22 protein-coding genes are annotated in these 23,587 nt (G+C 44.3%); 17 read left to right on the top strand and 5 right to left on the bottom strand.

Annotation, left to right across the window (positions count from 1 at the left end; genetic code table 11):
- Positions 1–25 precede the first annotated feature (25 nt).
- From M3180_RS08470 to M3180_RS08460, 3 genes are all read right to left on the bottom strand, one after another.
- The gene (locus M3180_RS08470) at positions 26–1,060 is read right to left on the bottom strand and encodes a polysaccharide biosynthesis protein (protein ID WP_251667086.1); all 1,035 of its coding nucleotides are present in this window, start codon (positions 1,058–1,060) and stop codon (positions 26–28) included.
- Positions 1,061–1,112: 52 nt separating this feature from the next.
- On the bottom strand, positions 1,113–1,715 hold the full coding sequence (locus M3180_RS08465; RefSeq protein ID WP_251666953.1) for a glycosyltransferase family 2 protein: 603 nt from the start codon (positions 1,713–1,715) through the stop codon (positions 1,113–1,115).
- A 230-nt stretch (positions 1,716–1,945) separates the two neighbouring features.
- Positions 1,946–2,752 carry a helix-turn-helix transcriptional regulator gene (locus M3180_RS08460; protein WP_251666952.1) on the bottom strand — a complete coding sequence of 269 codons (807 nt, stop codon included), beginning with the start codon at positions 2,750–2,752 and terminating at the stop codon, positions 1,946–1,948.
- A 60-nt stretch (positions 2,753–2,812) separates the two neighbouring features.
- Here M3180_RS08460 and M3180_RS08455 point away from each other — a divergent pair, with 60 nt between their 5' ends.
- A complete protein-coding gene (locus M3180_RS08455; protein WP_251666951.1) occupies positions 2,813–5,677 on the top strand; it encodes a glycosyl hydrolase 115 family protein in 2,865 nt (954 codons plus the stop codon).
- A gap of 232 nt (positions 5,678–5,909) precedes the next feature.
- On the opposite strand, the gene M3180_RS08450 is transcribed toward M3180_RS08455, so the two are convergent.
- Positions 5,910–6,335 carry an Rrf2 family transcriptional regulator gene (locus M3180_RS08450; RefSeq protein ID WP_251666950.1) on the bottom strand — a complete coding sequence of 142 codons (426 nt, stop codon included), beginning with the start codon at positions 6,333–6,335 and terminating at the stop codon, positions 5,910–5,912.
- A 200-nt stretch (positions 6,336–6,535) separates the two neighbouring features.
- Here M3180_RS08450 and M3180_RS08445 point away from each other — a divergent pair, with 200 nt between their 5' ends.
- From M3180_RS08445 to M3180_RS08435, 3 genes are all read left to right on the top strand, one after another.
- Positions 6,536–7,174 carry an NAD(P)-dependent oxidoreductase gene (locus M3180_RS08445; RefSeq protein ID WP_251666949.1) on the top strand — a complete coding sequence of 213 codons (639 nt, stop codon included), beginning with the start codon at positions 6,536–6,538 and terminating at the stop codon, positions 7,172–7,174.
- Positions 7,175–7,405: 231 nt separating this feature from the next.
- On the top strand, positions 7,406–7,930 hold the full coding sequence (locus tag M3180_RS08440; protein WP_251666948.1) for a helix-turn-helix domain-containing protein: 525 nt from the start codon (positions 7,406–7,408) through the stop codon (positions 7,928–7,930).
- 93 nt (positions 7,931–8,023) lie between these two features.
- On the top strand, positions 8,024–8,728 hold the full coding sequence (locus M3180_RS08435) for a YhfC family glutamic-type intramembrane protease (protein ID WP_251666947.1): 705 nt from the start codon (positions 8,024–8,026) through the stop codon (positions 8,726–8,728).
- A 217-nt stretch (positions 8,729–8,945) separates the two neighbouring features.
- On the opposite strand, the gene M3180_RS08430 is transcribed toward M3180_RS08435, so the two are convergent.
- Positions 8,946–9,911, bottom strand: a complete 966-nt coding sequence (locus M3180_RS08430; RefSeq protein ID WP_251666946.1) for an acetylxylan esterase — start codon at positions 9,909–9,911, stop codon at positions 8,946–8,948.
- A gap of 224 nt (positions 9,912–10,135) precedes the next feature.
- Here M3180_RS08430 and M3180_RS08425 point away from each other — a divergent pair, with 224 nt between their 5' ends.
- From M3180_RS08425 to M3180_RS08365, 13 genes are all read left to right on the top strand, one after another.
- Positions 10,136–10,828, top strand: coding sequence for a hypothetical protein (locus tag M3180_RS08425; RefSeq protein WP_251666945.1), 693 nt, complete (start codon positions 10,136–10,138; stop codon positions 10,826–10,828).
- 279 nt (positions 10,829–11,107) lie between these two features.
- Positions 11,108–13,177, top strand: a complete 2,070-nt coding sequence (locus M3180_RS08420; protein WP_251666944.1) for a bifunctional aldolase/short-chain dehydrogenase — start codon at positions 11,108–11,110, stop codon at positions 13,175–13,177.
- Between the two features lie 135 nt (positions 13,178–13,312).
- Positions 13,313–14,071: a DeoR/GlpR family DNA-binding transcription regulator gene (locus M3180_RS08415; RefSeq protein WP_251666943.1), complete on the top strand. Its 759-nt coding sequence runs from the start codon at positions 13,313–13,315 to the stop codon at positions 14,069–14,071.
- A gap of 215 nt (positions 14,072–14,286) precedes the next feature.
- Positions 14,287–15,039, top strand: coding sequence for a (Fe-S)-binding protein (locus tag M3180_RS08410; RefSeq protein ID WP_251666942.1), 753 nt, complete (start codon positions 14,287–14,289; stop codon positions 15,037–15,039).
- A complete protein-coding gene (locus M3180_RS08405) occupies positions 15,014–16,528 on the top strand; it encodes a LutB/LldF family L-lactate oxidation iron-sulfur protein (protein WP_251666941.1) in 1,515 nt (504 codons plus the stop codon). Before M3180_RS08410 ends, M3180_RS08405 begins: the two co-directional genes overlap by 26 nt.
- Positions 16,521–17,246: a LutC/YkgG family protein gene (locus M3180_RS08400; RefSeq protein ID WP_251666940.1), complete on the top strand. Its 726-nt coding sequence runs from the start codon at positions 16,521–16,523 to the stop codon at positions 17,244–17,246. Before M3180_RS08405 ends, M3180_RS08400 begins: the two co-directional genes overlap by 8 nt.
- A 67-nt stretch (positions 17,247–17,313) precedes the next feature.
- Complete coding sequence (gene rhaB, locus M3180_RS08395) at positions 17,314–18,762, top strand: rhamnulokinase (protein ID WP_251666939.1); 1,449 nt, start codon at positions 17,314–17,316, stop codon at positions 18,760–18,762.
- 383 nt (positions 18,763–19,145) lie between these two features.
- The gene (gene rhaA, locus M3180_RS08390; protein ID WP_251666938.1) at positions 19,146–20,405 is read left to right on the top strand and encodes an L-rhamnose isomerase; all 1,260 of its coding nucleotides are present in this window, start codon (positions 19,146–19,148) and stop codon (positions 20,403–20,405) included.
- 403 nt (positions 20,406–20,808) lie between these two features.
- A complete protein-coding gene (locus tag M3180_RS08385) occupies positions 20,809–21,363 on the top strand; it encodes a hypothetical protein (RefSeq protein ID WP_251666937.1) in 555 nt (184 codons plus the stop codon).
- Positions 21,364–21,646: 283 nt separating this feature from the next.
- Complete coding sequence (locus M3180_RS08380) at positions 21,647–22,513, top strand: helix-turn-helix transcriptional regulator (RefSeq protein ID WP_251666936.1); 867 nt, start codon at positions 21,647–21,649, stop codon at positions 22,511–22,513.
- 158 nt (positions 22,514–22,671) lie between these two features.
- Positions 22,672–22,884 carry a hypothetical protein gene (locus M3180_RS08375; protein ID WP_251666935.1) on the top strand — a complete coding sequence of 71 codons (213 nt, stop codon included), beginning with the start codon at positions 22,672–22,674 and terminating at the stop codon, positions 22,882–22,884.
- Positions 22,885–22,908: 24 nt separating this feature from the next.
- Positions 22,909–23,109 carry a hypothetical protein gene (locus M3180_RS08370; RefSeq protein WP_251666934.1) on the top strand — a complete coding sequence of 67 codons (201 nt, stop codon included), beginning with the start codon at positions 22,909–22,911 and terminating at the stop codon, positions 23,107–23,109.
- Positions 23,110–23,189: 80 nt separating this feature from the next.
- Positions 23,190–23,582, top strand: coding sequence for a hypothetical protein (locus M3180_RS08365; RefSeq protein WP_251666933.1), 393 nt, complete (start codon positions 23,190–23,192; stop codon positions 23,580–23,582).
- Positions 23,583–23,587 lie beyond the last annotated feature (5 nt).

Genomic DNA, 23,587 nt, shown 5'->3' with positions numbered 1-23,587 from the left:
CGATATTAAAACAGTTCGCTTGTGTCTATCCGACAGAAGGTTTACCATGCCACTGTAACAGCTCCTCTTGAATATATGGAAGTTGAAGCAGCTTTTCTTTAATTTCGCTGACCGTAAGGATATTGGTGTTGTTCGAATTATATTCTTCGGTGAGTGTAATTTTCTGAGAACCAGTTTCTATATATTTTCCATAGTTAAGATCTCGGTTGTCCGCAGGGACGCGATAGAAATTCCCTGAATCAATCGCTTTAGCAGCCTCTTCCTTTGTAAGCAGCACTTCATAGATTTTCTCCCCATGTCGTGTGCCAATGATTTGAACTTCATTGTCAGCTTTGAACAGCTCCTTTAGTGCCTGCGCCAAATCACCAATGTAAGAAGCAGGAGATTTTTGTACCATAATATCTCCGTTTTCAGCATGCTGAAACGCATAGAGCACCAACTCTACCGCTTCCTCAAGACTCATAATGAACCGTGTCATATGATAGTCGGTTATCGTAAGTGGCTTACCAGCTTTAATCTGCTCTACGAATAAAGGGATAACCGATCCACGAGAAGCCATAACATTGCCATATCTCGTCCCGCATATTAATGTGGTTGACGGATCAACTAATCTTGATTTGGCGATAAAGGTTTTTTCCATCATTGCTTTTGAAATACCCATCGCATTAACAGGATAAGCGGCTTTATCGGTCGACAGGCAGATGACTTTTCTTACCCCTGCATGAATAGCTGCTGATAGTACATTGTCCGTGCCAATGACATTCGTCTTCACCGCTTCTAACGGATAAAACTCACAGGAAGGAACCTGCTTCAATGCTGCAGCGTGAAATATATAATCGACTCCATGTACCGCATAAGCAATACTCCCTGGGTCACGTACATCTCCAATATAAAATTTAAGCTTGTTATTGTTGTAAAGCTTACGCATATCATCCTGCTTCTTTTCGTCCCTAGAGAAGATACGAATTTCTTTTAGATCAGATTGCAGGAATCGCTTCAATACCGCATTGCCAAAAGAGCCTGTGCCCCCTGTAATAAGCAGTGTTTTGTCCTTAAACATCATCTCCGCACCTTTCCTGTTGTTCTATCGATTAGGCCTATTGCGATGCTACTCATCCTTTCAGACCTCTTCTGAATAAGTCATATTCTGAATTTGTACGAGGGAAGTTGTACCAATAGGCGAAAATTCCCGTATATTTGCGTCGCGGATTTTGACTAAGTAATACATTATTAAAGTCGCGATCACCCGATCTGTCTGTTCTTACCGTGAACACAGCAGGACCTACGGCAAGGCGTCTAATAATCTTGAATTGTCCGCACCATTCATAGCGACTTGCTTCTGTAATGACGAATTGCTGCCCAATTTTTGTGATCATATTGTAATAGTAAATATCGTGCTCACCATCAACCTGTGCCAGCACGTCTCGAATCGTTGGCAGATACATATCATCGCTATCGATGATGCATATATAATCACCGGTAGCCTCCGCAATGAGACGATTATAGGAGAAACTAGCCCCTTGATTTATCCCGTTTTCTAGTATTCGTAGCTGCGGACAGCGCTTCTGATATTCTTGTAAAATAGCAAGGGTTTGATCAGTAGACCCATCATCACATATTAAAATTTCATAGGCGTACTCCTTTGGAATGCTGTCTAGCATCGTTATAATCCATTCTGCGCTGTTGTAGGCAGGACTCAAAAAGCTAAATTTCAACGATATCCCTCATTTCAATCATGAGATAATTCACTCAAATACTATATGCGGACAATGGTTGAAGGGTTCATAAAGCAGTGAGAGAGCCTAGTAGAGTTATAGAAAAACTAGAAAAGGCTCTCGAGTAATCGAGAGCCGCTGGGCGCTGGAAGGTAGTTGTACGGGCAGGTTATGTTTAATAATTACAAATGATGTTGTAATCCTCTATGGTGGATAAATAGCAAGGAAAGCTATAATGCAGGTGTGCTGGGTGGAAGCGGCTTACTGACCGTTGAAGGCGGATAGCCCTTCATGGCTTTAAATAGGTTGCTAAAATATGAAACGTCATAAAAACCGCAGCGCTCAGCCGTTTCTGTAACGGTAAAGTCTCCGGAGGAGAGCATCATTTCGGCATGGTTCACCCTAACACGGTTGAGATATTCCTTGAAGGTGGTGCCCGTATGCTTCTTGAACAGCTTTCCTACATAGACCGGATGCAGCTGTAGCAGCTCGGCGACTTCCTTCACACTCAGTGGATGCGCATAATGCTCGTTGACATAACGCATCATTTTTGTAACGCGAGGGTCGATAGGATCGGCAGATATACGGTAAAAATTAGCTAGCAAACGATGAAGAATTAGCTCGAACAACGCCCGGGCATGCAGCTGATAGAGCGGCTGCTGAGTAATCCATACATGCTTGAATTCTCGAATGTAGTCAAGGATTTCCTTCGTTATAAGCTGCTTCGTTACGATATCGAACGGCAGCTTAAAATCGTTATAGGGTGCCTCCCAGTGGAAGTTAAATGGAAAAGCATGCATCGGAGAAGCTTCAAACGTATGTGCCTCTCGTATCATTCCAGCTGGAATGTATAGCAGATCACCAGCTTCTACCGTATATTTCACTCCGTTAATGTAGTAATTAGCCTTGCCATCAATGACGAAGGTAAGATCGTGAAAGTCATTTTTGCGTTTGGCTATGATCCAATCGGGAAAACATTTTCGTTCATTGAACAAAAATATGTTCGGGACAAGATTGTGGTAGGCTTCAATATTCAAGGCTTGACCACCTCAGTATTCAGGTAATAGTTAAATTCGATAATCATGGAGGTGTTTAAGATGAGTCATCATCTTACGCAACAGCAATATAACGTCACACTTGTTCACAATGGAAAAGCTGCTCCTATCTATATTGATGCATCCGGACAGGATGGATCAGGCCTTAAGCTTGTTGCTCAATCCCTAGCTTCAGACATCGAGCTCGTAACTGGTGTGCTGCCGACTGTCGTAACAGAGCAAGCAGAGACCGCTTGCGATATGGCGATCGTAGCGGGTACGATTGGCAGCAGTAAGCTGATTGATGAGCTGGTTGCCAAAGGTAAGCTGGAGCTTTCTTCTTTAAAGCATAAGCGTGAATCGTTTCAGATTCAAGTGATTGAGCAGCCGTTTGACAATGTTGCACAAGCAATCGTCATTGTCGGCAGCGAAAAGCGAGGTACGTTCTACGGACTTTATCATATTTCTAGTCTAATCGGTGTTAGTCCTTGGGTGTATTGGGGCGATGTTCAACCAGCCAAGTCAAGTGAGATAAGCATTCCAGCGAGCAAGCTGAGCTACACTTCTAAGGAGCCATCGATTAAATACCGCGGATTTTTCTTAAACGATGAATGGCCATCTCTTGGCTCTTGGGCAATGAATCAGTTCGGCGGCTTTAATGAAGAGATGTACAAGCCGATATTTGAATTGGTGCTTCGTCTAAAAGGAAATTTCATGTGGCCGGCGATGTGGAGTGCTGTATTCAGTGAGAATGGAAAAAGCTATCCGCTTGCCAATGCTGAACTTGCCGACGCTTACGGCATCGTGATGGGTACTTCACATCATGAGCCATTATTCCGTGCAGGGGAAGAGTGGCAGCACATTTATAAGCAATATTCTGAAAGTAACGATTGGGATTTTGAAGTGAATCGCGAGGCCATTACACGTTTTTGGGAGGATGGCGTCATTCGCAATAAGCACCTAGAGAGCATCATTACGCTAGGTATGCGCGGTGAGCGTGATTCCGAACTAGGCGGTACACTCGAACAGAATATTAATCGATTAAAGGATATTATTATGACGCAAAAGTCGCTGCTTAAGAAGCACGGACTGGAGCATGCTCCGCAAGCGTTGGTCGTCTATAAGGAAGTCGAGGAGTTCTGGCATGGCAGTGATACCATTCCTGGCTTGAAGCATTGGGATGTGCTCAATGATGTAACGATCATGCTATCTGATGATAACTTTGGTAATATGCGAACATTACCGGTGGATGAAGATAGAAATCGTCCGTCCGGCTGGGGGATATATTATCATTTTGATTATCATGGAGGCCCACGCTCCTACGAGTGGGTGAATACAACTCCGCTTGAAAAGGTATGGGAGCAGATGACGATGGCCTTTGAGTATGGCATTCGCGACATTTGGATCGTAAACGTTGGCGATTTGAAGCCAAATGAGCTGCCAATCTCTTACTTTATGGAATTAGCCTACAACTTTGAAGAGCTAGGCACAGGTCAATACAACAAAACACAGCCATTTATTAGACAATGGGCGAAGCAGCAGTTCGGTCATGTCGTGAGTGATGAGACGGTAGAGGACATTGCCCAGCTGTTGAACGATTATACACGTATGAACGGAAAACGTAAGCCAGAGGTCATCTATCCGGATACGTACAGCTTCACTGAATATAAGGAAGCCGAGCGGATGCTGGAGGAAGCGCTGGAGATCGAGCGTAAGGCAGATGCCGTCGCTAAGCAGATTCCAGCCTCACATCAGGATGCGTACTATCAGCTTGTCTATTATCCTGCCGTAGCGTCGGCGACTGTCAAAAAGATGAACCTGTATGCAGGCTGGAATCAGCTCTACAGCAATCAGGAGCATCCGAGCCAACTGGCTAATACGTACGCTGCTTTAACGGAGCAGGCAATTAAGCGCGATCAAGAGCTAGAGCAATATTATAATGAGACGATGTCTGGCGGCAAGTGGCGAGGGATGATGTCCTCTCCGCATGTAGGCTATGTCAATTGGAACGCGGATGGCTGGCATTATCCAGAGGTAACGAGCGTGCAGCCACAGCAGGAGCAAGCGAAGCTTATCGTTCATGCAGAGGGCCGTATCGTCATGGAGCAAGGAGCTCTTCGACCTTTCTATGACCTTATGCCTGAGAGTAAGAACTTGACGATCTCTAATGGCGGTGTGGAATCGTTCGAATATAAGGTTTCTACTAATCAAGATTGGATCGTATGTGAGCCGGCGATCGGCCATGTGACTACTGGAGAATCAATCGAAGTGTCGATCGATTGGGCGAAGCTGCGCACTAGTGGTAGTGGAAGCTTGAGCATTAGTGGAGCGGGTCAAACGGTACAAATAACGATTAGTGCACAGCTTGTTGATCGTTCAGAGCTTCCTCAGGAGACGTTTATTGAGACAGCTGGTGTTATTGCTATTGAAGCAGAGCATACGAGTGCACGTGTTGCAGCACCACATACAGAGTGGCAGGTCATCGAGCAATATGGTCGCTCCCTCTCATCGCTTAAGCTGCTTCCATCAACAGCAAGCTTTAAGCAAGTGACGGACGCACCTTATGTGGAATACAGAATCTATGCGGCAGAAGATGCACAATACGAATTAACGACAGTGCTGGCACCGAGCAATCCGCTTAGTGTTGAGAGCAGGCTCCGTTACGCTGTAGCGTTTGATGAGCAGGAGCCGGTTGTCGTTGATACGGTTAGCGAGCATTATACGCCAGGTAAAACGCGTGACTGGGAGCAAGCTGTGCTGAATAATGCGCATCTAAAAACAACAGCGCACCAGCTAACGAAGGGCGCGCATACATTGCGAATCTATCATCTGGATGCAGGTATTGTGCTGCAAAAGCTCGTGCTGTCGAGAGGATCATTACCATACTCATATTTTGGACCACAGGAGAGCTATTTCCACAAAGGATAGTCATATGATCTAACACGGCTAACCGATCTAGTGGGATAAGCTTAACCTATAAGCAATAGTAAAACTGGTTCAGTATTAAACAGATGCAGACTATCTTCATCGTATTAAATAAAACGATACAAATAGAGCTCTCTAGAAGGTTTATACCTTAAGAGAGCTCTATTTATGTTGTGCCTGTATTTGATTTTATCGGTTAGTTGATCAAGCTTTTGATCCTGAAATCCGAGATCTTTTAATTTTTATTAGAAATGTCTGTAACAATATCTTCAATCGTAATATGATTTAACACTTTTTCCATGGCAGACTGTGCCGTTATAAGCACTGGTCCGATTGCTTCTTGTATATTACGGCCGACAGGGCACTGTGGATTAGGCTGATCATGAATACTAAACAATTCATTCTCACTTACAACTTGAACAGCTTTGTACACATCGAGCAGCGTAATGTCAGATATTTTTTTTGCTAATTCAGCGCCAGCAATACCAGGCCGTACATGGACTAGCTGAGCTTGCTTAAGCATACCGATAATTTTTCTAATGACGACAGGATTCGTATTCACACTGTTTGCGATAAACTCTGACGTGCTTACCCCATCTTTATTCAACTCAATGAGGGCAAGAATATGAATGCCGACCGCGAATCGACTGCTAATTGACAACTTTAACCCCTACCTTCAACGCATGATCATAGCATCTTGTTATTATCTATCCTACACCTGTAATTCATTCAATTACAAGCATATTATTCATCGCTGAACAAATAATAACAAAATAAATTGACAATTGTCATAAATGTAACTAATATAGTTACATGTAACAACAACGATTACAATTGATCTATTTTGAGGAGGAATATAGGATGAAAATCGCAATAATTGGTGCAAGCGGTAAGGCAGGCAACCTAATTATGAAGGAAGCGCTAGAGCGTGGACATGAGGTAACAGCTATCGTTAGAGATGCTTCTAAGCTTAATGAGAAGAGCATTACGGTCATTGAAAAATCTATCTTCGACCTGACAACGGATGACGTAAAAGCGTTTGATGTTGTCGTGAATGCCTTCGGTGCCCCACTAGGTGAAGAACAAGCGCACGTTGATGCTGGACATGCTTTAATCGAGGCAATAAAAGGCACAGAGACTAGAGCGATGATCGTAGGCGGAGCTGGTAGCCTTTACGTAGATGAACAGAAAACGTTAAGAGTAATGGATACTCCTGATTTTCCAGATATGTTTAAGCCAACAGCTACAGGTCAAGGCAGAAATCTAGAAGAGCTTAAAGGTGCATCAGATGTAAAATGGACATTTATTAGTCCTTCTGCAATGTTCGATCCGGAAGGAAAGAGAACAGGGAAGTATCAATCAGGTAAGGACCAGCTTCTTGTAAATGCTAAGGGTGAAAGCTATATTAGCTATGCAGATTTTGCGATCGCGGTATTAGACGAGATTGAAAACCCTAAGCATATGAATGAGCGCTTCACCGTTGTGGGCGAAGCAGAGTAACGGACCTGAATATAAGTCGCATCGAACTAATAGCTTCTATGTAGGGACTTCTGTATTTTTATCGGAGTGACTGTAATATGGGCAATGTGTCGTTATTGTAACCATAACGATGCATGCCCTTTTTATATGTTTATGCCTTCTAATTTGACGATTCAATCAGAACTACAGTATAATGACATTAACATTATCAATGTTGATAATAATTGTGGAGGCACCAGGAGGGAATTCATCTTGAAAAAAGCAGAGATTATATTACATCCTGTCAGAATGCGTGTCATTCAGTCTCTTGTCCGAGGAGAACGCATGACCGCTCAGCAGCTTCAGGAGCGTTTAGTTGATGTGCCTCAGGCTACACTCTATCGCCATCTAAAAAAACTCGTTGAGTCAGGGGTATTGATGGTTGCGGAGGAGATTCCGAACCGCGGCACTCTTGAAAAGGTATATACGCTCCCAGAGAAGGGAGCCGAAATTTCCGTTGAGGAGCTGGAGCAAGCATCTCCGGATGATCACATGACCTTTTTTATGAACTATCTAGCAAGCCTAATTGGTGAATATGGTCGGTACATTCATCAGGATCATATTGACTTAGTGAAGGACGGCGTATCCTACCGTCAATTCTCAGCATATCTGACAGAAGAAGAAAACTTGAAGATGCTCTACGATATTCGAGATATTGTTCTAAAGGCAATGAAGAACGAGCCTAATGAATATCGCAGAAAAAGATTACTGTCGATTATCGATTTTCCAGAGATTTAGGGAAGCAATCATATTGACAGCTTCTCGTTCTATTGTTATCATTATTGATAATGATAACAATAGTTGTGTATACAAAAAGGGAGAGATTTAGTTATGAGTACGACGATACCACATGAGCAGCTTAATGATCGATTCAAAAAAGCAACACAGAAAGCATTGTTGATATTACCTGTATATATCCTTGTGCCCGTATTGTTTATGTCAGCTTTTTATGCTGCAGGCTATGCGCCAGATTGGAAGGCGTTCGGCCTAGGTGCGCTTGGCTGGTTTGTCGCTCTATTACTGCGAGGTCCGGTAAGCGCGTTAGTTGCCAAGCTTCCTGAGGAGAAGGGACGTAACATCTTAGCGTTAAGCTCAGGCCCGCTAGAAGAATCTGTAAGGCTGTTGCTTGTCGCATTCACGTCTGTTGCTGCATCCTCTGCAGGCATTGTTGCTGCTGGGCAAGGCTGGGCCGCTATAGAAGTACTGTTCACGATTGTCAACATTGTGGCGCTAACTACACTCGCCAATAAAACGGATGAGAAAGCGATGGAGGCGAAGAAATTTTTAGCGGCACAAGGTCAGCTTAATGTAAGTCCCTTATGGGGTGTAATAGAGCGCATATGGGCTTCAGCTTTTCATATCGGAGCAACAATGATCGTAGCCTTCAATCCGTGGACGGTCATTATACTTATCCCTCTGCATAGTGGCTTGAACTGGTTCGCGGTACGTTTTCTTAATCAATCCTTTTTAAAGTCTAATATGTTCGTTGCTATTGTTGGCGTGATTACGTTTATCGTTGGCCTTCTGGTGCTGTAAAGCATAATTCACAAAACGCAAAACGCAAAATGCAAAATGCGTCTTATCTCCATATTCGTTCATAACAAAGGACTTAACGGCTATCAATAAACCGTTAAGTCCTTTGTTCTTAAGGATCGTATATTTAGCTTGTGTGTCGTTAATCAGTGTCTCCAAAATAATCGTTATACCTGAAGCGACTCCTGCTAATCTTCAGGCAATGGAGAAAAAAATAAGGTTATTTACTCAACAGATGTTGATATACAAAGTCGATAGCTTTTTGCTGCTGAGCCGGCTCTACTACATGCCCTGAGAAAGGGTAAATTTCCAGCTGCTTTTGCTCAGATACAATGGAGCGATAGAATGGGAAAATCTGCTCTGGTGTACATACCGTATCCTTAAGTCCAACACTCATTAAGACAGGCGCTTGTATACGATCAGCCATATGAATTAATTCAAAATAGCTTAGTGTCTCGAGAACCGTTTGCAGCTGTTCAGGTCTTCTTCTGCAGAACTCGGCAATCTCAGTCAACGAGCCTGTGGAATGTAGAACACCATAATCGATATGACACATATTCGGAATGTCTGCAACGAGCATGCAGATCGTATCATCAAGTGCTGCAAGCAACGACGCTAGTCCACCGCCTTGGCTTGCCCCAATTGCCCCGATACGTGCAGTATCAATCTCTGGTTGATCCTTAAGCCAGCTGAGGGCACGCAATAGGTCAACCGCCACTGCTTTATAGTAGCAATGATCGGGATCAAGCAAACCTTCCGTAATCCATCCCTTTGCCATACCGTGCGTACTACCAAGCGTATTTCCTGTATCCTTCCCTTGACCACGTACATCAACGGACATAACAGCAACTCCCATAAGCAGCCATTGTGCATGCTGATAGCTATTGCTCCGCCCTCCCATATAGCCAGGCATCGTGATGAGGCACGGAACTTGCGCCTTAGAGGCTGCTCCTTCAGGGAGAGATAATGTTGCATGAATTGTCGTGCCAGCGTAGCCCTCGAATGTAACCTCATACGTATGTACACCTTGCATATAGGTTGGGTTTAGCTCCCGCTGGCCATTAACCGTCGTGGCTAAAGCTTCTTGCTTTACACGGTGCCAATATTGTTCGAAATCCTTAGGCTTAGTTAAGTGAATCTCGTAGTTGTGCAGATCATTAATCCGTTTCTCTATTGCATTCATCATAATCTTCTCCTTATATATTTAACTTTGAAAGATTGTCTACATCTGTATCACTATGAGCATTAACTTGCCCAAATAAATTGGCCTCATCATTCTCATAACTATTAATAGGTATTATATAACTAGCAAAATATCTAATATATATTTATTTCATATAAGTTGTAACTAATATCTATTATGAAACGTCACATTATATATTGGAAAGATCATTAAATGGGAGGGATTACATGATGTGGAAAATAGGATTCGCTTTAATGTTGGTTTTAATCATTTCAGGATGTGGAACTATAGAAAATGAAGAAAAACAAACACCTGCAGCTGTAAGTTTTTCAGATTCTTCTAAGTTAGAGTTAATTAATCTTGATGGAATTAGTGTGTTTGGTGATAAAGTTTCAAACGATTTATATACAGAAATTATTGTAAAAAATGATATGAACGAAAAAAAATTTTCTTGGTCTAATGTAACAAACGAAACCTATTACCCTGAATTGATGATAGATGATATAAATAATGATCACAAGGAAGAATTAATAATTATACTTACAAAGGCATATGGAACAGGATTTAATCAACAAGAAGTTCATATCCTTAACAAAGATAATTTGAGTGAATTTGCAATTGAAGATGCCGAAAAATATGTAAAGAATAATAAGAAATCAAGTATCGATCATGTAGATGGAAAAGTTAAAGTAACACTAAACATTGGTGAGGAGAGTTTCGAAAAAAGCTATGATGAATCAATTGTGGAACAATGGAATGAAGAAATTGGGTTTGGAAATATAATCAAATATGAAGTCATAGATCATAAACTTATAGCTACATTGGCAGGGAGTATATCTCCTGTTGAATATGCTTTATCAGTAAAGTTAACATACAGTGATGAATTGAAAATTCAATCAGTTATGATAGAAGGTCAATAATTCGATCAAATTAATACTAGAACTAAAAGAGCTTCTCGTCATTTGGCGGGAAGCTCTTTTAGCTGGGACTAACCCCTGCCCAGTGGACTTTTTTAATTAAGAATATTCTGCCATTGATTATCTGTTAATCAGCCCGATTGCCTTTGTTCAACATTCATGTTTTAACATAATATTAATGAAAAGGATATATACAAAAACAAACAAAGGTGATAGTATATGAAACATATAATACCAAAAGCAAACAAACACAAAACAACATAAATAAAGGGAGGCATTCAATTGGTACAAAATTTATGGAATGCAGCAGATGCTCCACAGCAGGCGAACGGACTTGAGCAGCTTGTGTATCGTTCAAATATGATTGGCTCAGATCGTCGCGTATGTAACTGGGGTGGAGGTAACACCTCTAGTAAAACGAAAATGATAGACTTCCGTGGACAAGAGATTGATGTCATGTATGTAAAGGGCAGCGGCTCGGATCTAGCCACGATGAAGGCTCAGCATTTTACAGGGCTGAACTTAAGCTATATACAGCCATTACTAGAACGTGATGAGATGAGCGACGAGGATATGGTCGCTTACTTAAGCAACTGTATGATTGACAGTAAGCATCCTAGAGCTTCGATAGAAACGCTACTGCATGCTTTTCTACCATTCCCGCATGTAGACCATACGCATCCTGATGCGATTATTAGCATCTGCTGCGCGGATAACGGTAAGGAAATTGCGAAGGAAATATTCGGTGACCGCTTTGTGTGGGTGCCTTATGTTCGTCCTGGTTTTACACTATCGAAGATGATCGCCGACGGGGTTCGCTCCAATCCACAGGCAGAGCTTGTGCTCATGGAAAAGCACGGTCTTGTCACTTGGGGTGATACGTCTGAAGCGTGCTACGCACAAACGATCAACATTATAAATGAAGCAGAGCAATATATTGAAGCGAAGGTGAATGAAGCGAAGCTGTTTGGTGGTCAGAAACACGCCCCACTTGCACCAGAAGCACGCCAAAGTGTAGCCGCGCAAATTATGCCGCTCATTCGTGGCTTAGTTAGCGATGAGAAAAAAATGATCGTTACATTCGATGATGAAGCTGATGTGCTTGCATTTGTTGGAGGCAGTGCATCTCAGCAATTATCTCAGATCGGTGCTGCTTGTCCTGACCATCTTGTTCATACGAAGGTTACCCCGCTATTTATTGATTGGGAGCCAAATGAGCAGGATATCGAGGGCTTAAAGCAGCGATTGGTTGAAGGCTTGTCAAGCTACAAGGAAGGCTATAAAGCATACTTTGAGCGCAATAGTGAAAACAACGAGGTGATGTTTGAGGCTGCACCGCGCGTTATTCTCATTCCAGGCATCGGAATGTTCAACACAGGGAAGAGCTGGGCGATGTCCAAAGTAAGCGGAGCGCTATATCACCGCGCCATTGCCGTCATGAGAGGCTCAACAGCGCTAGGCAACTTCGTTTCATTAAGTGAGAACGAGTCATTCCACGTAGAATATTGGCCGCTTGAGCTTTACAAGCTAACGCTTGCTCCAGCAGAGATGGAATTCTCTCGTCAGATCGCATTTATTACTGGTGGTGCAGGCGGCATCGGCAGTGCAACGGCGCAGCGTCTAGTAGAAGAAGGTGCACATGTTGTGCTGGCTGACCTCAATCTGGAGGGTGCTCAGAAGGTAGCAGATGAGCTGAACGCAAAGTATGGCGATGCTCGTGCATTAGCTGTGAAGATGGATGTAACGAAGGAAGAAGAAGTGCAGGCAGCCTATGCCGAGGCCGTGCTTCAATACGGCGGCGTTGATATTATCGTAAACAATGCAGGTCTGGCAACGTCTAGTCCATTCGATGAGACATCCTTAAAGGAATGGAACTTGAACATCAACGTGCTGGGCACAGGCTATTTCTTAGTTGCAAGAGAAGCGTTCAAAATTATGAAGCAGCAGTCGATTGGCGGCAGCATGGTGTTTGTTGGCTCTAAAAACTCCGTTTATGCCGGTAAAAATGCGTCTGCCTATAGTGCAGCCAAAGCATTAGAAGCACATCTTGCACGCTGCATTGCAGCAGAAGGCGGAGAATTCGGCATTCGTGTCAATACGGTGCTCCCAGATGCAATTCTGCAGGGATCAGCGATTTGGAATTCTAACTGGCGCAACGAGCGTGCAGCAGCATATGGCATTGAACCGGATCAGCTTGAGGAATATTACCGCAAGCGCACGACGCTGCTTGTTAATATTTATCCGAAGGATATTGCAGAAGGCATTGCATTTTTTGCATCCTCCAAAGCAAGCAAAACGACAGGCTGCATGCTGACGATTGATGGCGGGGTGCCTGCCGCATTTACAAGATAGCATCATTTTTCATCATGCGGCGCAAGAGCAGCAGATGTTGCATCAGTTCTTTGCCCCTTAGGCCTTATACGTTATAATTTGTTCTAGATATGAAACAGGAACGTTTCAGAAAAACGTGTTGAAAAGAGGATGCGCATGCTGGTTGTAGAGCGTTATGAAAAAATTGTTCAGCTTGTTAATGAGAGAGGAAGCATACGAGTCTCTGAGCTAAGCGAGCTATGTGAGGTTACGGAAGAAACAATTCGCAGAGATTTGGATCGGCTTGAACAGGCAGGACGATTAAAGCGTTCGCACGGTGGTGCGGTTAGCGTGAAGGATGCACAGCAAGAGGTCCCTTATAGTGAGCGAGAGGTTACACGCTCGCAGGAAAAACGGCGGATTGCGGAGCAGGCGATTAAGCTTATTGAGCCGAATGATCGAATTCTGCTCGACGCGAGCACGACAGCCTGGTATATGGCCAAAATTATGCCTGACCTGCCGATTACGGTGCTGACCAATTCGGTAAAAGTCGTTACTGAGCTGAGCATGAAGGAGAAGATTGAGGTTATTTCTTTAGGTGGACGTCTATCCCCGCGCTCTCTTTCGTTCGTCGGACCGATCGCAGAAAAAGCACTAGAGTCATTTCACGTAAATAAGCTGTTTTTCTCGAGCAAGGGCATTCATCTGGAGCGTGGCATTAGCGAATCAGGGGAGCTGCAGGCACGATTGAAGCAGCAAATGCTCGGAGCAGCGGATCAAGCGATTCTACTTGCCGATTCTAGCAAATTTGGCGTGCAGGCCTTCACGCATGTGGCGGATCTATCAGCGGTTCATACGGTCATTAGCGATAGTGATATGAGCCGTGACGTACAGGCAGCACTTGAAGCAGAAGGCATTCAAGTGACACTTGCCTAGATGAGCTTGCCGTTAGGGAGCTTGTTTTAGACTATACGAATACTTATAGAAAACCGACGATGGTTAACCAATGATCCTGCTCATGGTCGGAATCTAACGTATGAATACTTCTATTAAATGAAGACTAATTCGTCATGACAACGTAGGCTGGATAAGCATCACCGCTTGTCTAGCTTACGGTAACATTTAATTCCAGATGAAGGCTGGTGAAAAGGATGAAGGTATCATTGTTTATTACTTGTTTAAGTGATGCAATATATCCAAGAGTTGGAGAAACAATGATGCGACTTCTTGCCAGATACGGGATTGTGCTTGAGTTTCCTAATGTGCAGACCTGTTGTGGCCAGCCTGCTTACAATAGCGGGTATTGGAAGGAAGCAAGAGCCGCTGCGAAAACGATTATTAACGCATTTGAAGATAGTGATTTTGTCGTTACACCGTCGGGGTCTTGTGCTTACATGATTCATCATTACCCTGAAATGTTCAAAGAAGAGCCTGAGTGGCAGGAAAAAGCGCTCCAGCTGCAAAGAAAGGTGTTTGAATTTTCGAATTTCTTGGTTGAGGTGCTCGGCATTCAAGATCTAGGCGCACGCTTTCCGCATAAGGTGACCTATCATCCATCATGCCATGGCAGCCGCCTGCTCGGTGTGAAGCATGAGCCGATGGCGCTGCTGAATAACGTTGAGGGGCTAGAGCTTGTTCCGCTTCCATTTGCCGAGGATTGCTGCGGCTTTGGCGGAACGTTTGCGATCAAGATGTCAGATATATCGGGGGCAATGGTGGCGGAGAAGGCAGAGCATGTTATCGAGACGGAGGCCGAGGTGCTCGTTGGCCTTGATATGGGCTGCCTGATGAATATTGCTGGGCATTTGCGTTATCGCAATCAGCCGGTGCGGGTGATGCATCTGGCAGAGCTGCTGTACGAGGGGGTGAGCTACAGCGATGAGCACACAGCAAACCGAGCTTAAAGGAACGGTCAAGGAACGCGCGCAGCTGGCCTTGAACAATGATTTTTTACGACAGGCCGTTAAGTTTACGACAGAACGACTGCGCAGCGGCAAGCTGAAGGCGGCAGAGGAGCATGGAAACTGGGAAGAGTGGAGAGAGCGCGGACGGCAAATTCGGCTTCATACGATTGCTCACCTTGATTATTATTTAGGTGAATTTGCAAATAACGCGAGAGAAAACGGAGTACATGTTCATTTTGCCGATACAGCGCAGGATGCGATTAGCATCGCACTTCAGATCGCAAAAGCGAAGGAAGCAAAAAGCGCGGTAAAATCCAAGTCGATGGTAACGGAAGAAATTCACCTCAATCAAGCACTGCAATCCATCGATTGCGAGGCAATTGAAACAGATCTTGGCGAATACATTATTCAGCTAGCGAACGAGACGCCATCCCATATTATTATTCCCGCTATTCATAAAAATCGTTATCAAATTGCAGAGCTATTGTCCGAGGACGCAGGTGAGCAGCTGCCGCCTGAAACATCCGTGCTCGCAGGCTATGTACGTAAAAAGCTGCGTGAGAAGTTTTTACAAGCAGATATTGGAGTAACAGGCTGTAACTTCGCAATTGCAGAATCGGGCTCCATCGTATTGTTCGAGAATGAAGGCAATGCGCGAATGGTATCGACCGTGCCGAAAACGCAAATTACATTTATGGGCATGGAGCGTATCATTCCGTCTTGGGCAGATCTTGAGGTTATGGCAACGCTATTGCCGCGCTCCGCTACAGGACAGAAGCTGACGGTATATATGTCAGGTATTACGGGTCCAAAGCGTGAAGAGGACGGCGATGGTCCGGAAGAGATGCACATCATTATTCTTGATAATGGTCGGTCCTTGCAGCTGGGTGATCCGGAGTTCCAAGAGCTGCTGAACTGTATTCGCTGTGGTGCTTGTCTGAATGCTTGCCCTGTCTATCGTCATATCGGCGGTCATGCTTATGGCGGCACATATAGTGGACCAATTGGAGCGGTGCTAACACCTGCGCTAAAGAAGAATGTAGCAGAGTGGGATGATATTGCGAACGCCTCTAGTCTTTGCGGGGCATGCTATGAGGCTTGTCCAGTGAAAATTCCACTGCATGATATGCTCGTTTCCTTGCGCAGACGTAAGGTTGAAGCCGGGCATGACCATCCGCTAGAGCGTGTGGGCATGAAAGGCTTTGGCACAGTGATGTCCAATGTGAAGGTGTATCATCGCGCGCTGAAGCTAGGCAAGCTTGGTCAGAAGGTTGTTGTTAGAGATGGGGGCATTCGAGCGAAGATTGGTCCGCTTAAAGGCTGGAATTCGCACCGCGTAGCGCCGAGCATCTCCAAGCAGCTTTTCCGTGAACAATACGGTGAGCTTCGATCAGAGCTAGATCAACAGGCAAAGGCGGCAGATCCAGCTGTTGCCGCTCGCATGCGAGAATGGCTGACAGGACGAGATGGAGGTGCATCGCATGAGTAATGCTCGTAAGGATTGGCTGCAGCAGCTAGATGAGGCTTCCAAGCAAAAGCAGGAGCAGTTTTTGAATGGCATTGCGGCGAAGCTGCAACGTCCTCGAATGACGCAAAAGCCGCAGCGTCCGTTGCAAGGGGCACCTGAGTTTTGGGAGCAGTTTGAGCTGGGTGAAGTTGAAAAGCTTGAGATGTTCCAGCGCAACTTTGAAGCAGCGGGAGGCTATGTGCTGCGAGCTGCTACGCTTGCTGATGCAAGCAACATTATTGTAGATAAGGCAGTAGAGCTGAAAGCGATGCACGTACTGCGTCAGGATGAGCAGCTGCTGGAGCAGCTGGGCCTAGAGCAGGCTATGCCGCAGGTGAAGGTACGAAGCTGGAACGATGATGCGCTGGAGGACTGGAAGGCAAGAGCAGCTGAGGCGGATATCGGTGTGGTGCTAGCGGATTACGCCGTTGCCTATACAGGCTCGCTTGCTCTACTGTCAAGCAAGACGAAGGGTCGCTCCGTCAGCTTACTGCCAACGCTATTGTTCGCGCTTGTCCCGCGAAGCTCAGTTGTGACGAGACTCGGAGAGGTGCTAAAGCCGCTAGATGAGCTAAAGCGCTTGCCAGCTGGGATACATTTCGTATCTGGACCTAGTCGTTCTGCTGATATTGAGAACGATTTAACGATTGGAGTACACGGTCCAGGTATTGTTTATACGATTATTATTGATGAGCTTTAATGAGCACGTCGAATAGATGACGTGCATGGAGTGCTAAGTCCATTTTCTTTAATAAGGAGAGGGCGCGATGAACGATCATATTGCAGTCGATATCGGTGCATCGAGCGGTCGATTAGTACATGGCAGGCTCGAGCAAGGCAAGCTCGTTTTGCAGGAGCTACATCGTTTTGCTAACGGATTTCAACGCAAGGGCAATCATGACTATTGGGATATTGAGCAGCTGTTCCAACAGATTTTAATAGGACTGCGTAAAGCGAAGCAAGCAGGCATTGATCGCTGCACGCTCGGTATCGATACTTGGGCGGTCGATTATGTGCTGCTGGATGATCAGGGCGAACGACTTCATGATGTATACGCATATCGTGATGCACGTACGAATGGTGCTCCTGATCGGCTCCATCAGCATATTGCCCGTGATGCGGTCTATAGCAAAACAGGCATACAGGAGCTGCCGTTCAACACGCTGTATCAGCTGTATGTCCATGACGACAAGCAGCTGAAGGAAGCATCACAGATTCTGTATATTCCTGATTATTTATATTATCGTCTGACTGGAAAACGAATGAATGAAGCAACGAATGCTTCAACGAGTCAAATGATTCATTTGGCAACGGGACAGTATGATGAGGAGCTGCTGGAGCTCGTTGGCGTAAGACGTGAACAGTTTGCTCCACTAATAGAGCCAGGCGCTACGCTTGGACCGCTTCAGCCAAGCCTGCAGCAGAGCGGAGAGCTGCCCCATTGTGAGTGCATCGTAGTGCCAACGCATGATACCGCATCGGCTGTCGTTGGAGTACCGGCCGCTAAGTCTATTCCTTGGGCATTTATTAGCAGTGGGACATGGTCATTGCTTGGCATGGAGCTGCAGCAGCCGCTGCATGATGAGCGGGCGATGGCATTGAATTATACGAATGAACGGGGCGCATATAGTACCTTTCGTTTTCTGAAAAACATAATGGGGATGTGGATGATTCAAGAGGTTCGTCGTCTGCAGAACAATGAATACAGCTTTGCTGAGCTTGTGGAGCTGGCAGCTAAGGAGCAGCCATTCCAATCGCTTGTGCGCTGCAACGATACGCGCTTTCTGAATCCGGAGCATATGATCCAGGAGCTGCAGGCTTATTGCCGTGAGAGAGGGCAAGCTGTACCGCAAACCGCTGGTGCCATTGCTCGAACGATATTTGATAGTCTTGCGTTAACGTACTACGACTATATGAATGAGCTTGAGCAGCTAACAGGAAGAAAGCCAGAAGTGCTTCATATCGTTGGTGGTGGAGCGAACAACGGACTGCTCTGTCAGCTAACCGCTGATCTGATCCAGCGAGAAGTAAAGGCAGGCCCTACAGAGTCAACAGCAATAGGCAATCTCGTCGTACAGCTAATAGCTTGCGGCAAGCTGGATGGAATGACAGAAGCACGCAGCCTTATTGCTAATTCCTTTGACGTTGTAAGCTATGGACCACGGGGGCTAGACAATTTAGAACAGGTACTCCAACGTTGGCGCAACCTAAGATAGATGAAGTTAAAAAAGTCCGACTTTGATGACGATGTTACTTCAATGGAAGCTGATTCGACGGCGAATATGGGGTTCAACCGAAAACTGCGGTGCTCACGTACCAAGTACGTACGCTGCGCTCCTTATTTTCTAGTTTCACCCCATCTTCTTGGTCCTGAAAGTCGAACCTTTTTAACCTTTATTGGAAGAGGTAGTAGTTAAAAAGTTCGACTTTGATGGCGATGCTATGCGATGTAGTGAACTAACAACAACTACAGCGGAGCTTACCATCTCTAAAGCGACCTCCTGACGAAGGAAGGTTCGAGCGTAGAGAAGGTAAGCGGAGCACTGATTGTACTAACGCAGCCTGCAAAGGCACTATAAATAGAATGGAGGCGTAATCCATGGATCAAAGCGTTGTTGACAGCTATAAGCTGGCGAAGGAAATGTATGCAAGACACGGTATTGATGTAGACCGTGTGCTAGAGAAGCTAGCAAACATTAAGGTCTCGATCCATTGCTGGCAAGGCGATGATGTGCAAGGTTTTTTGTTCAAGGACGAATCATTAAGCGGTGGCATAGCCGTTACGGGTAGCTATCCCGGACGTGCATCAACACCTACAGAGCTTCGTCAGGATTTGGAGAAAGCGCTGTCACTCATTCCGGGAAAGCATAAGGTGAATCTGCATGCCATCTATGCAGATACCGATGAGAAGGTCGACCTCGATCAGCTAGAGCCAAAGCATTTTGCTAATTGGGTGGAATGGGCGAAGGAGCAAGGGCTTGGACTTGATTTTAATCCGACGTGCTTCTCGCATCCAAAGGCAGACGATGGATTCACGCTAAGCCATCCAGATGCTAGCATCCGTCAGTTCTGGATCGACCATTGCAAAGCCTCGCGCAAAATTGCTGAATATTTCGGTAAGGAGACAGGTCAAACCTGTGTCACGAACTTCTGGGTGCCTGATGGCTACAAGGATATTCCGGTTGATCGTTTAGCTCCGCGTCAGCGCTTGAAGCAATCACTAGATGAAATTTTCGCTGAACCGATTGATCCGAAGTACAATGTGGATGCAGTGGAAAGCAAGCTGTTCGGGATCGGTTCAGAAAGCTATGTGGTGGGCTCGCATGAATTTTATATGGGTTATTCCATTGCCAACAACAAAGCGTTTTGTCTAGATGCAGGACATTTCCATCCAACAGAGGTGATTTCCAACAAAATTTCTTCCATCTTGATGTACATTGATGAGCTGCTGCTGCACGTAAGCCGTCCTGTACGCTGGGATAGTGATCACGTAGTTATTATGGATGATGAGCTGCTGGATATTGCACGTGAGCTGGTGCGTGGTGAGCTGCTCGATAGAACACATATTGGACTAGACTTCTTCGATGGCAGCATTAATCACGTCGCAGCTTGGGTAATCGGTACGCGTAATACAATCAAAGCGCTGCTGCGCGCGATGCTAGAGCCAGTGGAGCAGCTGCGTGAGGCTGAGCTGAATAAAGACTACACGTCTCGCCTTGCCATTACCGAGGAGTTCAAGTCTTACCCGTTCGGCGCCGTATGGGATTATTACTGCGCAACAGCTGGTGTGCCAGTTCGTGAAGAGTGGCTGCAGCAAGTGAAGACGTATGAGCAGGAAGTATTGCTGAAGCGGGTGTAGTGATGGCATGACAGAGCTGGTCAGCGTTACCTTAGTTATATTCAATAAATAGTAGATCTGTAGTTACGACTTAGGTCAAACATTATGCAATAATCGATTATTCTTTTTCAGAAAACATAAAGCCGTTCTCTAGTTATGTACTGGTTAGGGGGTTACTCCCAACTTTCCAGCATAGAATGAGAACGGCTTTTTTAATGTCTACTAGAAAGAATGGTGTGATGAATGATGTGGTTATACCTAATAAGAAAATGAAGTAGCCTCTAAAGTTATTTCAATCAATCATATAGAAGAATATGGTAATCTTATATTAGGTGAAGATTGGGCAACGAATTAAAGTTGCCGAAAGTAAGCTTAACATCACTTTACAGCTTCACTTATAAATGTTCTAAGTTGGGAGGACACCATGAATATGACGAATACGTATCACCGTTTAAGGAGAAGTAATGTCATCATGCTGCTTGCGGCAGCACTAATGTTCCTCCTTGTATCAGGCTGCTCAAGCGACGCTGAGTCCGAGTTACAGGGCGATGAGCGCACAGCGGCTGCTGCGCTCGAAGCGAAAGGCTATAAGATCGTTACTGCATTAGACGAGTCGGATGAGTATATTTTGGATCGAGCGAAGCTTGCTGAACATCTGTATATGAATATATGGTCAGTTCAAGAGGTAGAGCCTGAGCAATATATTGGGAAATTAATTACTACCTATGGCTTTATCGTGTCAGGACACCCATTGGAGCACATGTATGCCTCTTCTGATCAAAGCTCGGCGTACGAGTATCATACTAAAGTCATGCTTTCAGAAGGGAAAGTGATTGGCGGTTATTCATATCCGGTAAGGAAAGATGGGGACTTATTAATGGGTGGCGTCTATTCTATAGACGGAAAGACTCAAGAGGAGATAACTGGACTTAGCTATAGTGAATGGCTTGCACAATGGACGAAGAAGTATGCCGAATAATGTCTAATAAAATTTGTGAAAAAGACTGCACCCGCAGTCTTTTTTTACATGAAATTAAAAACCATGAAATAAATCGACAAAAAAATAAAAAAAACATATACATAACTAGTAAAAAACTACTACCAACGATACATTTATGATAGAAAATATGCGAATTAGGATAAATTAACCAATTTATATAGATTGCCTGTTATATTAACTATAACCTGTTATATTATATATTGTTAATTTCTCACATCAATAGTTATTGAGATACAGATGAAAACATAAAGGAGCTGAGGATTTGGCTATTACGTTTGAAGTTGAAACGGAAAAGGTTAAACAGCCCTGGAGAACCATTACATCGTTAGACATTAAGCTATTGAAGGATTGTGATACATATAGGCAGTCAGAGCCACATTACTATAACCAAATAACTTTCAAAGAAAGACTAAGTGGACTACAGCTACATCATTATTACAAAAATAATGAGTTATATATGGATACGGTGAAAAAGCATTGCGAGAATGCATATGCAAGCATGATTAAATCGATCCTTTTTGTTTTTACAACGCCAGATGGGGTTGTTCTATCACTTACTGGACCGCAGGAGCTAATTCGATCACTCGATCAGCAGCACAATTTAGGTGAAGGCTCTGTCTTTACCGTTCAACATGCAGGGCTAAATGCAATCAGCTTTTCCATGCAAATGAAGGACTGGGTATATGTAAGCGGAGCCGAGCATGATTTCAACGTAGTTAAGGATTGCGATTGCTTCTGTAGTCCTGTACGTGAAAATGGCGAAGTTATCGGCTATTTGGGTATGTCGTTTTCGATGGAGGAAGATCATCTCTTAATGGCAGCACTATTTTCGATGACGCTAAAGTATATTGAGGAAGATCTGGAGAAGCAATCATCATCAAGCAGCAAGGCCGTTGTCTACGACCGTTTCCAACAGTACCGCTTATCCCCAAGAGAAAAAGAAATTGGGTATTTGTGGATGAATAATTATAGTGCGCTGAGAATTGCTAGTGAACTTGGATTGACCGAAGGCACTGTTAGGAACGTCATAAAAAATGTATATCGCAAGGCTGAAGTATCAGATAAAGGGCAATTCATTAGAAAGTTTTTAATTGGAATGATGAATTCTTATGTGCTTATGATCGTGTAAATATATAATTACTCGTTTACAATCAATTAACATCAAATGTATAATTTGGGATATATTATGAAATGAAAAGCTATGTTAACTTGTAATAGGCAAGTACATAATGCTAGGGTCACTTCAGCTTTGGCCAATATTAGTCAACGAAATGGGAGGGATTTGGAATGAGTAAATTTACTGAATTGAGCAAATCGGAAATGCAACAAACCAATGGAGGCGTGATCGCTTTAGCTTATCTAGCGGTAAAGGGCGTTGCTTATTTGGCAGCTTCTACAGCGTTTAGAGCAGCGGTAGTGGCGGGCGTGAAATATGTTGGAGCGGGAATCACAGTCGGAACGGTTGGCGGTTATGTTTACAACAAGGTAAGAGGTAAATAATCAAAGCCGAAAGGAGGTATGGAAATGGACAAGCTACAAACTAAAGGTATGGTAGAGATGAGTAAGGAAGAGCTTTCTACAGTTAACGGAGGCATTGGCGGTCTAGTCGTTCTAGCTGCTCGAGGCGTTATTGCTCTTTCAAAGGTTCCAGCTGTTCGTAAAGCAGCTGCTGCAGCCGCTGTTGGTGCTGGAGCTTGGATCGGTTGGGATCTTACTCGCAAGTAATACCTAGCTCATAAATTATAGAAGAAATCATGTCGCATATATTGTGTCATGATTTCTTCTATTCATAGGAGGAAACTCATTTGATAAAAAATAAAGGCACGGTGTTATGGGCGTTAACTGCACTTGCGATGAGTGCCATTATAACTGTTGAATATTGGTCAGAAGGCTCGGTTTCTAGCTGGCTAATCTTTGTGTGGTTATATAATATCAATTTCCTAATATACTCCATATGTAACGATGGAAAATTAATATTGTTTGAGAGTGATAGAGTACATAACAGTAAGTTTAGTGAGTTTCACTTTTCAATTAGTTTAGTTAGACTCCTCATGATTATTGGACTAGTATTGCTCGAATTAGCAGAGCTCGTAAATACATATATTTATGTTTTAGTGCTGACGGTTATCGTCGTAGATAGTGTGATGATGATATTCCGTAGAAGGATGAACAAGCTAAATAATAAATCAGTGGAGTAACGAAT

This window comes from Paenibacillus camelliae, from assembly GCF_023715345.1.
Lineage (GTDB): Bacteria > Bacillota > Bacilli > Paenibacillales > Paenibacillaceae > Pristimantibacillus > Pristimantibacillus camelliae.
Note: the sequence above shows the minus strand (reverse complement) of the source record. Positions and strands in the feature narration are given on the sequence as shown.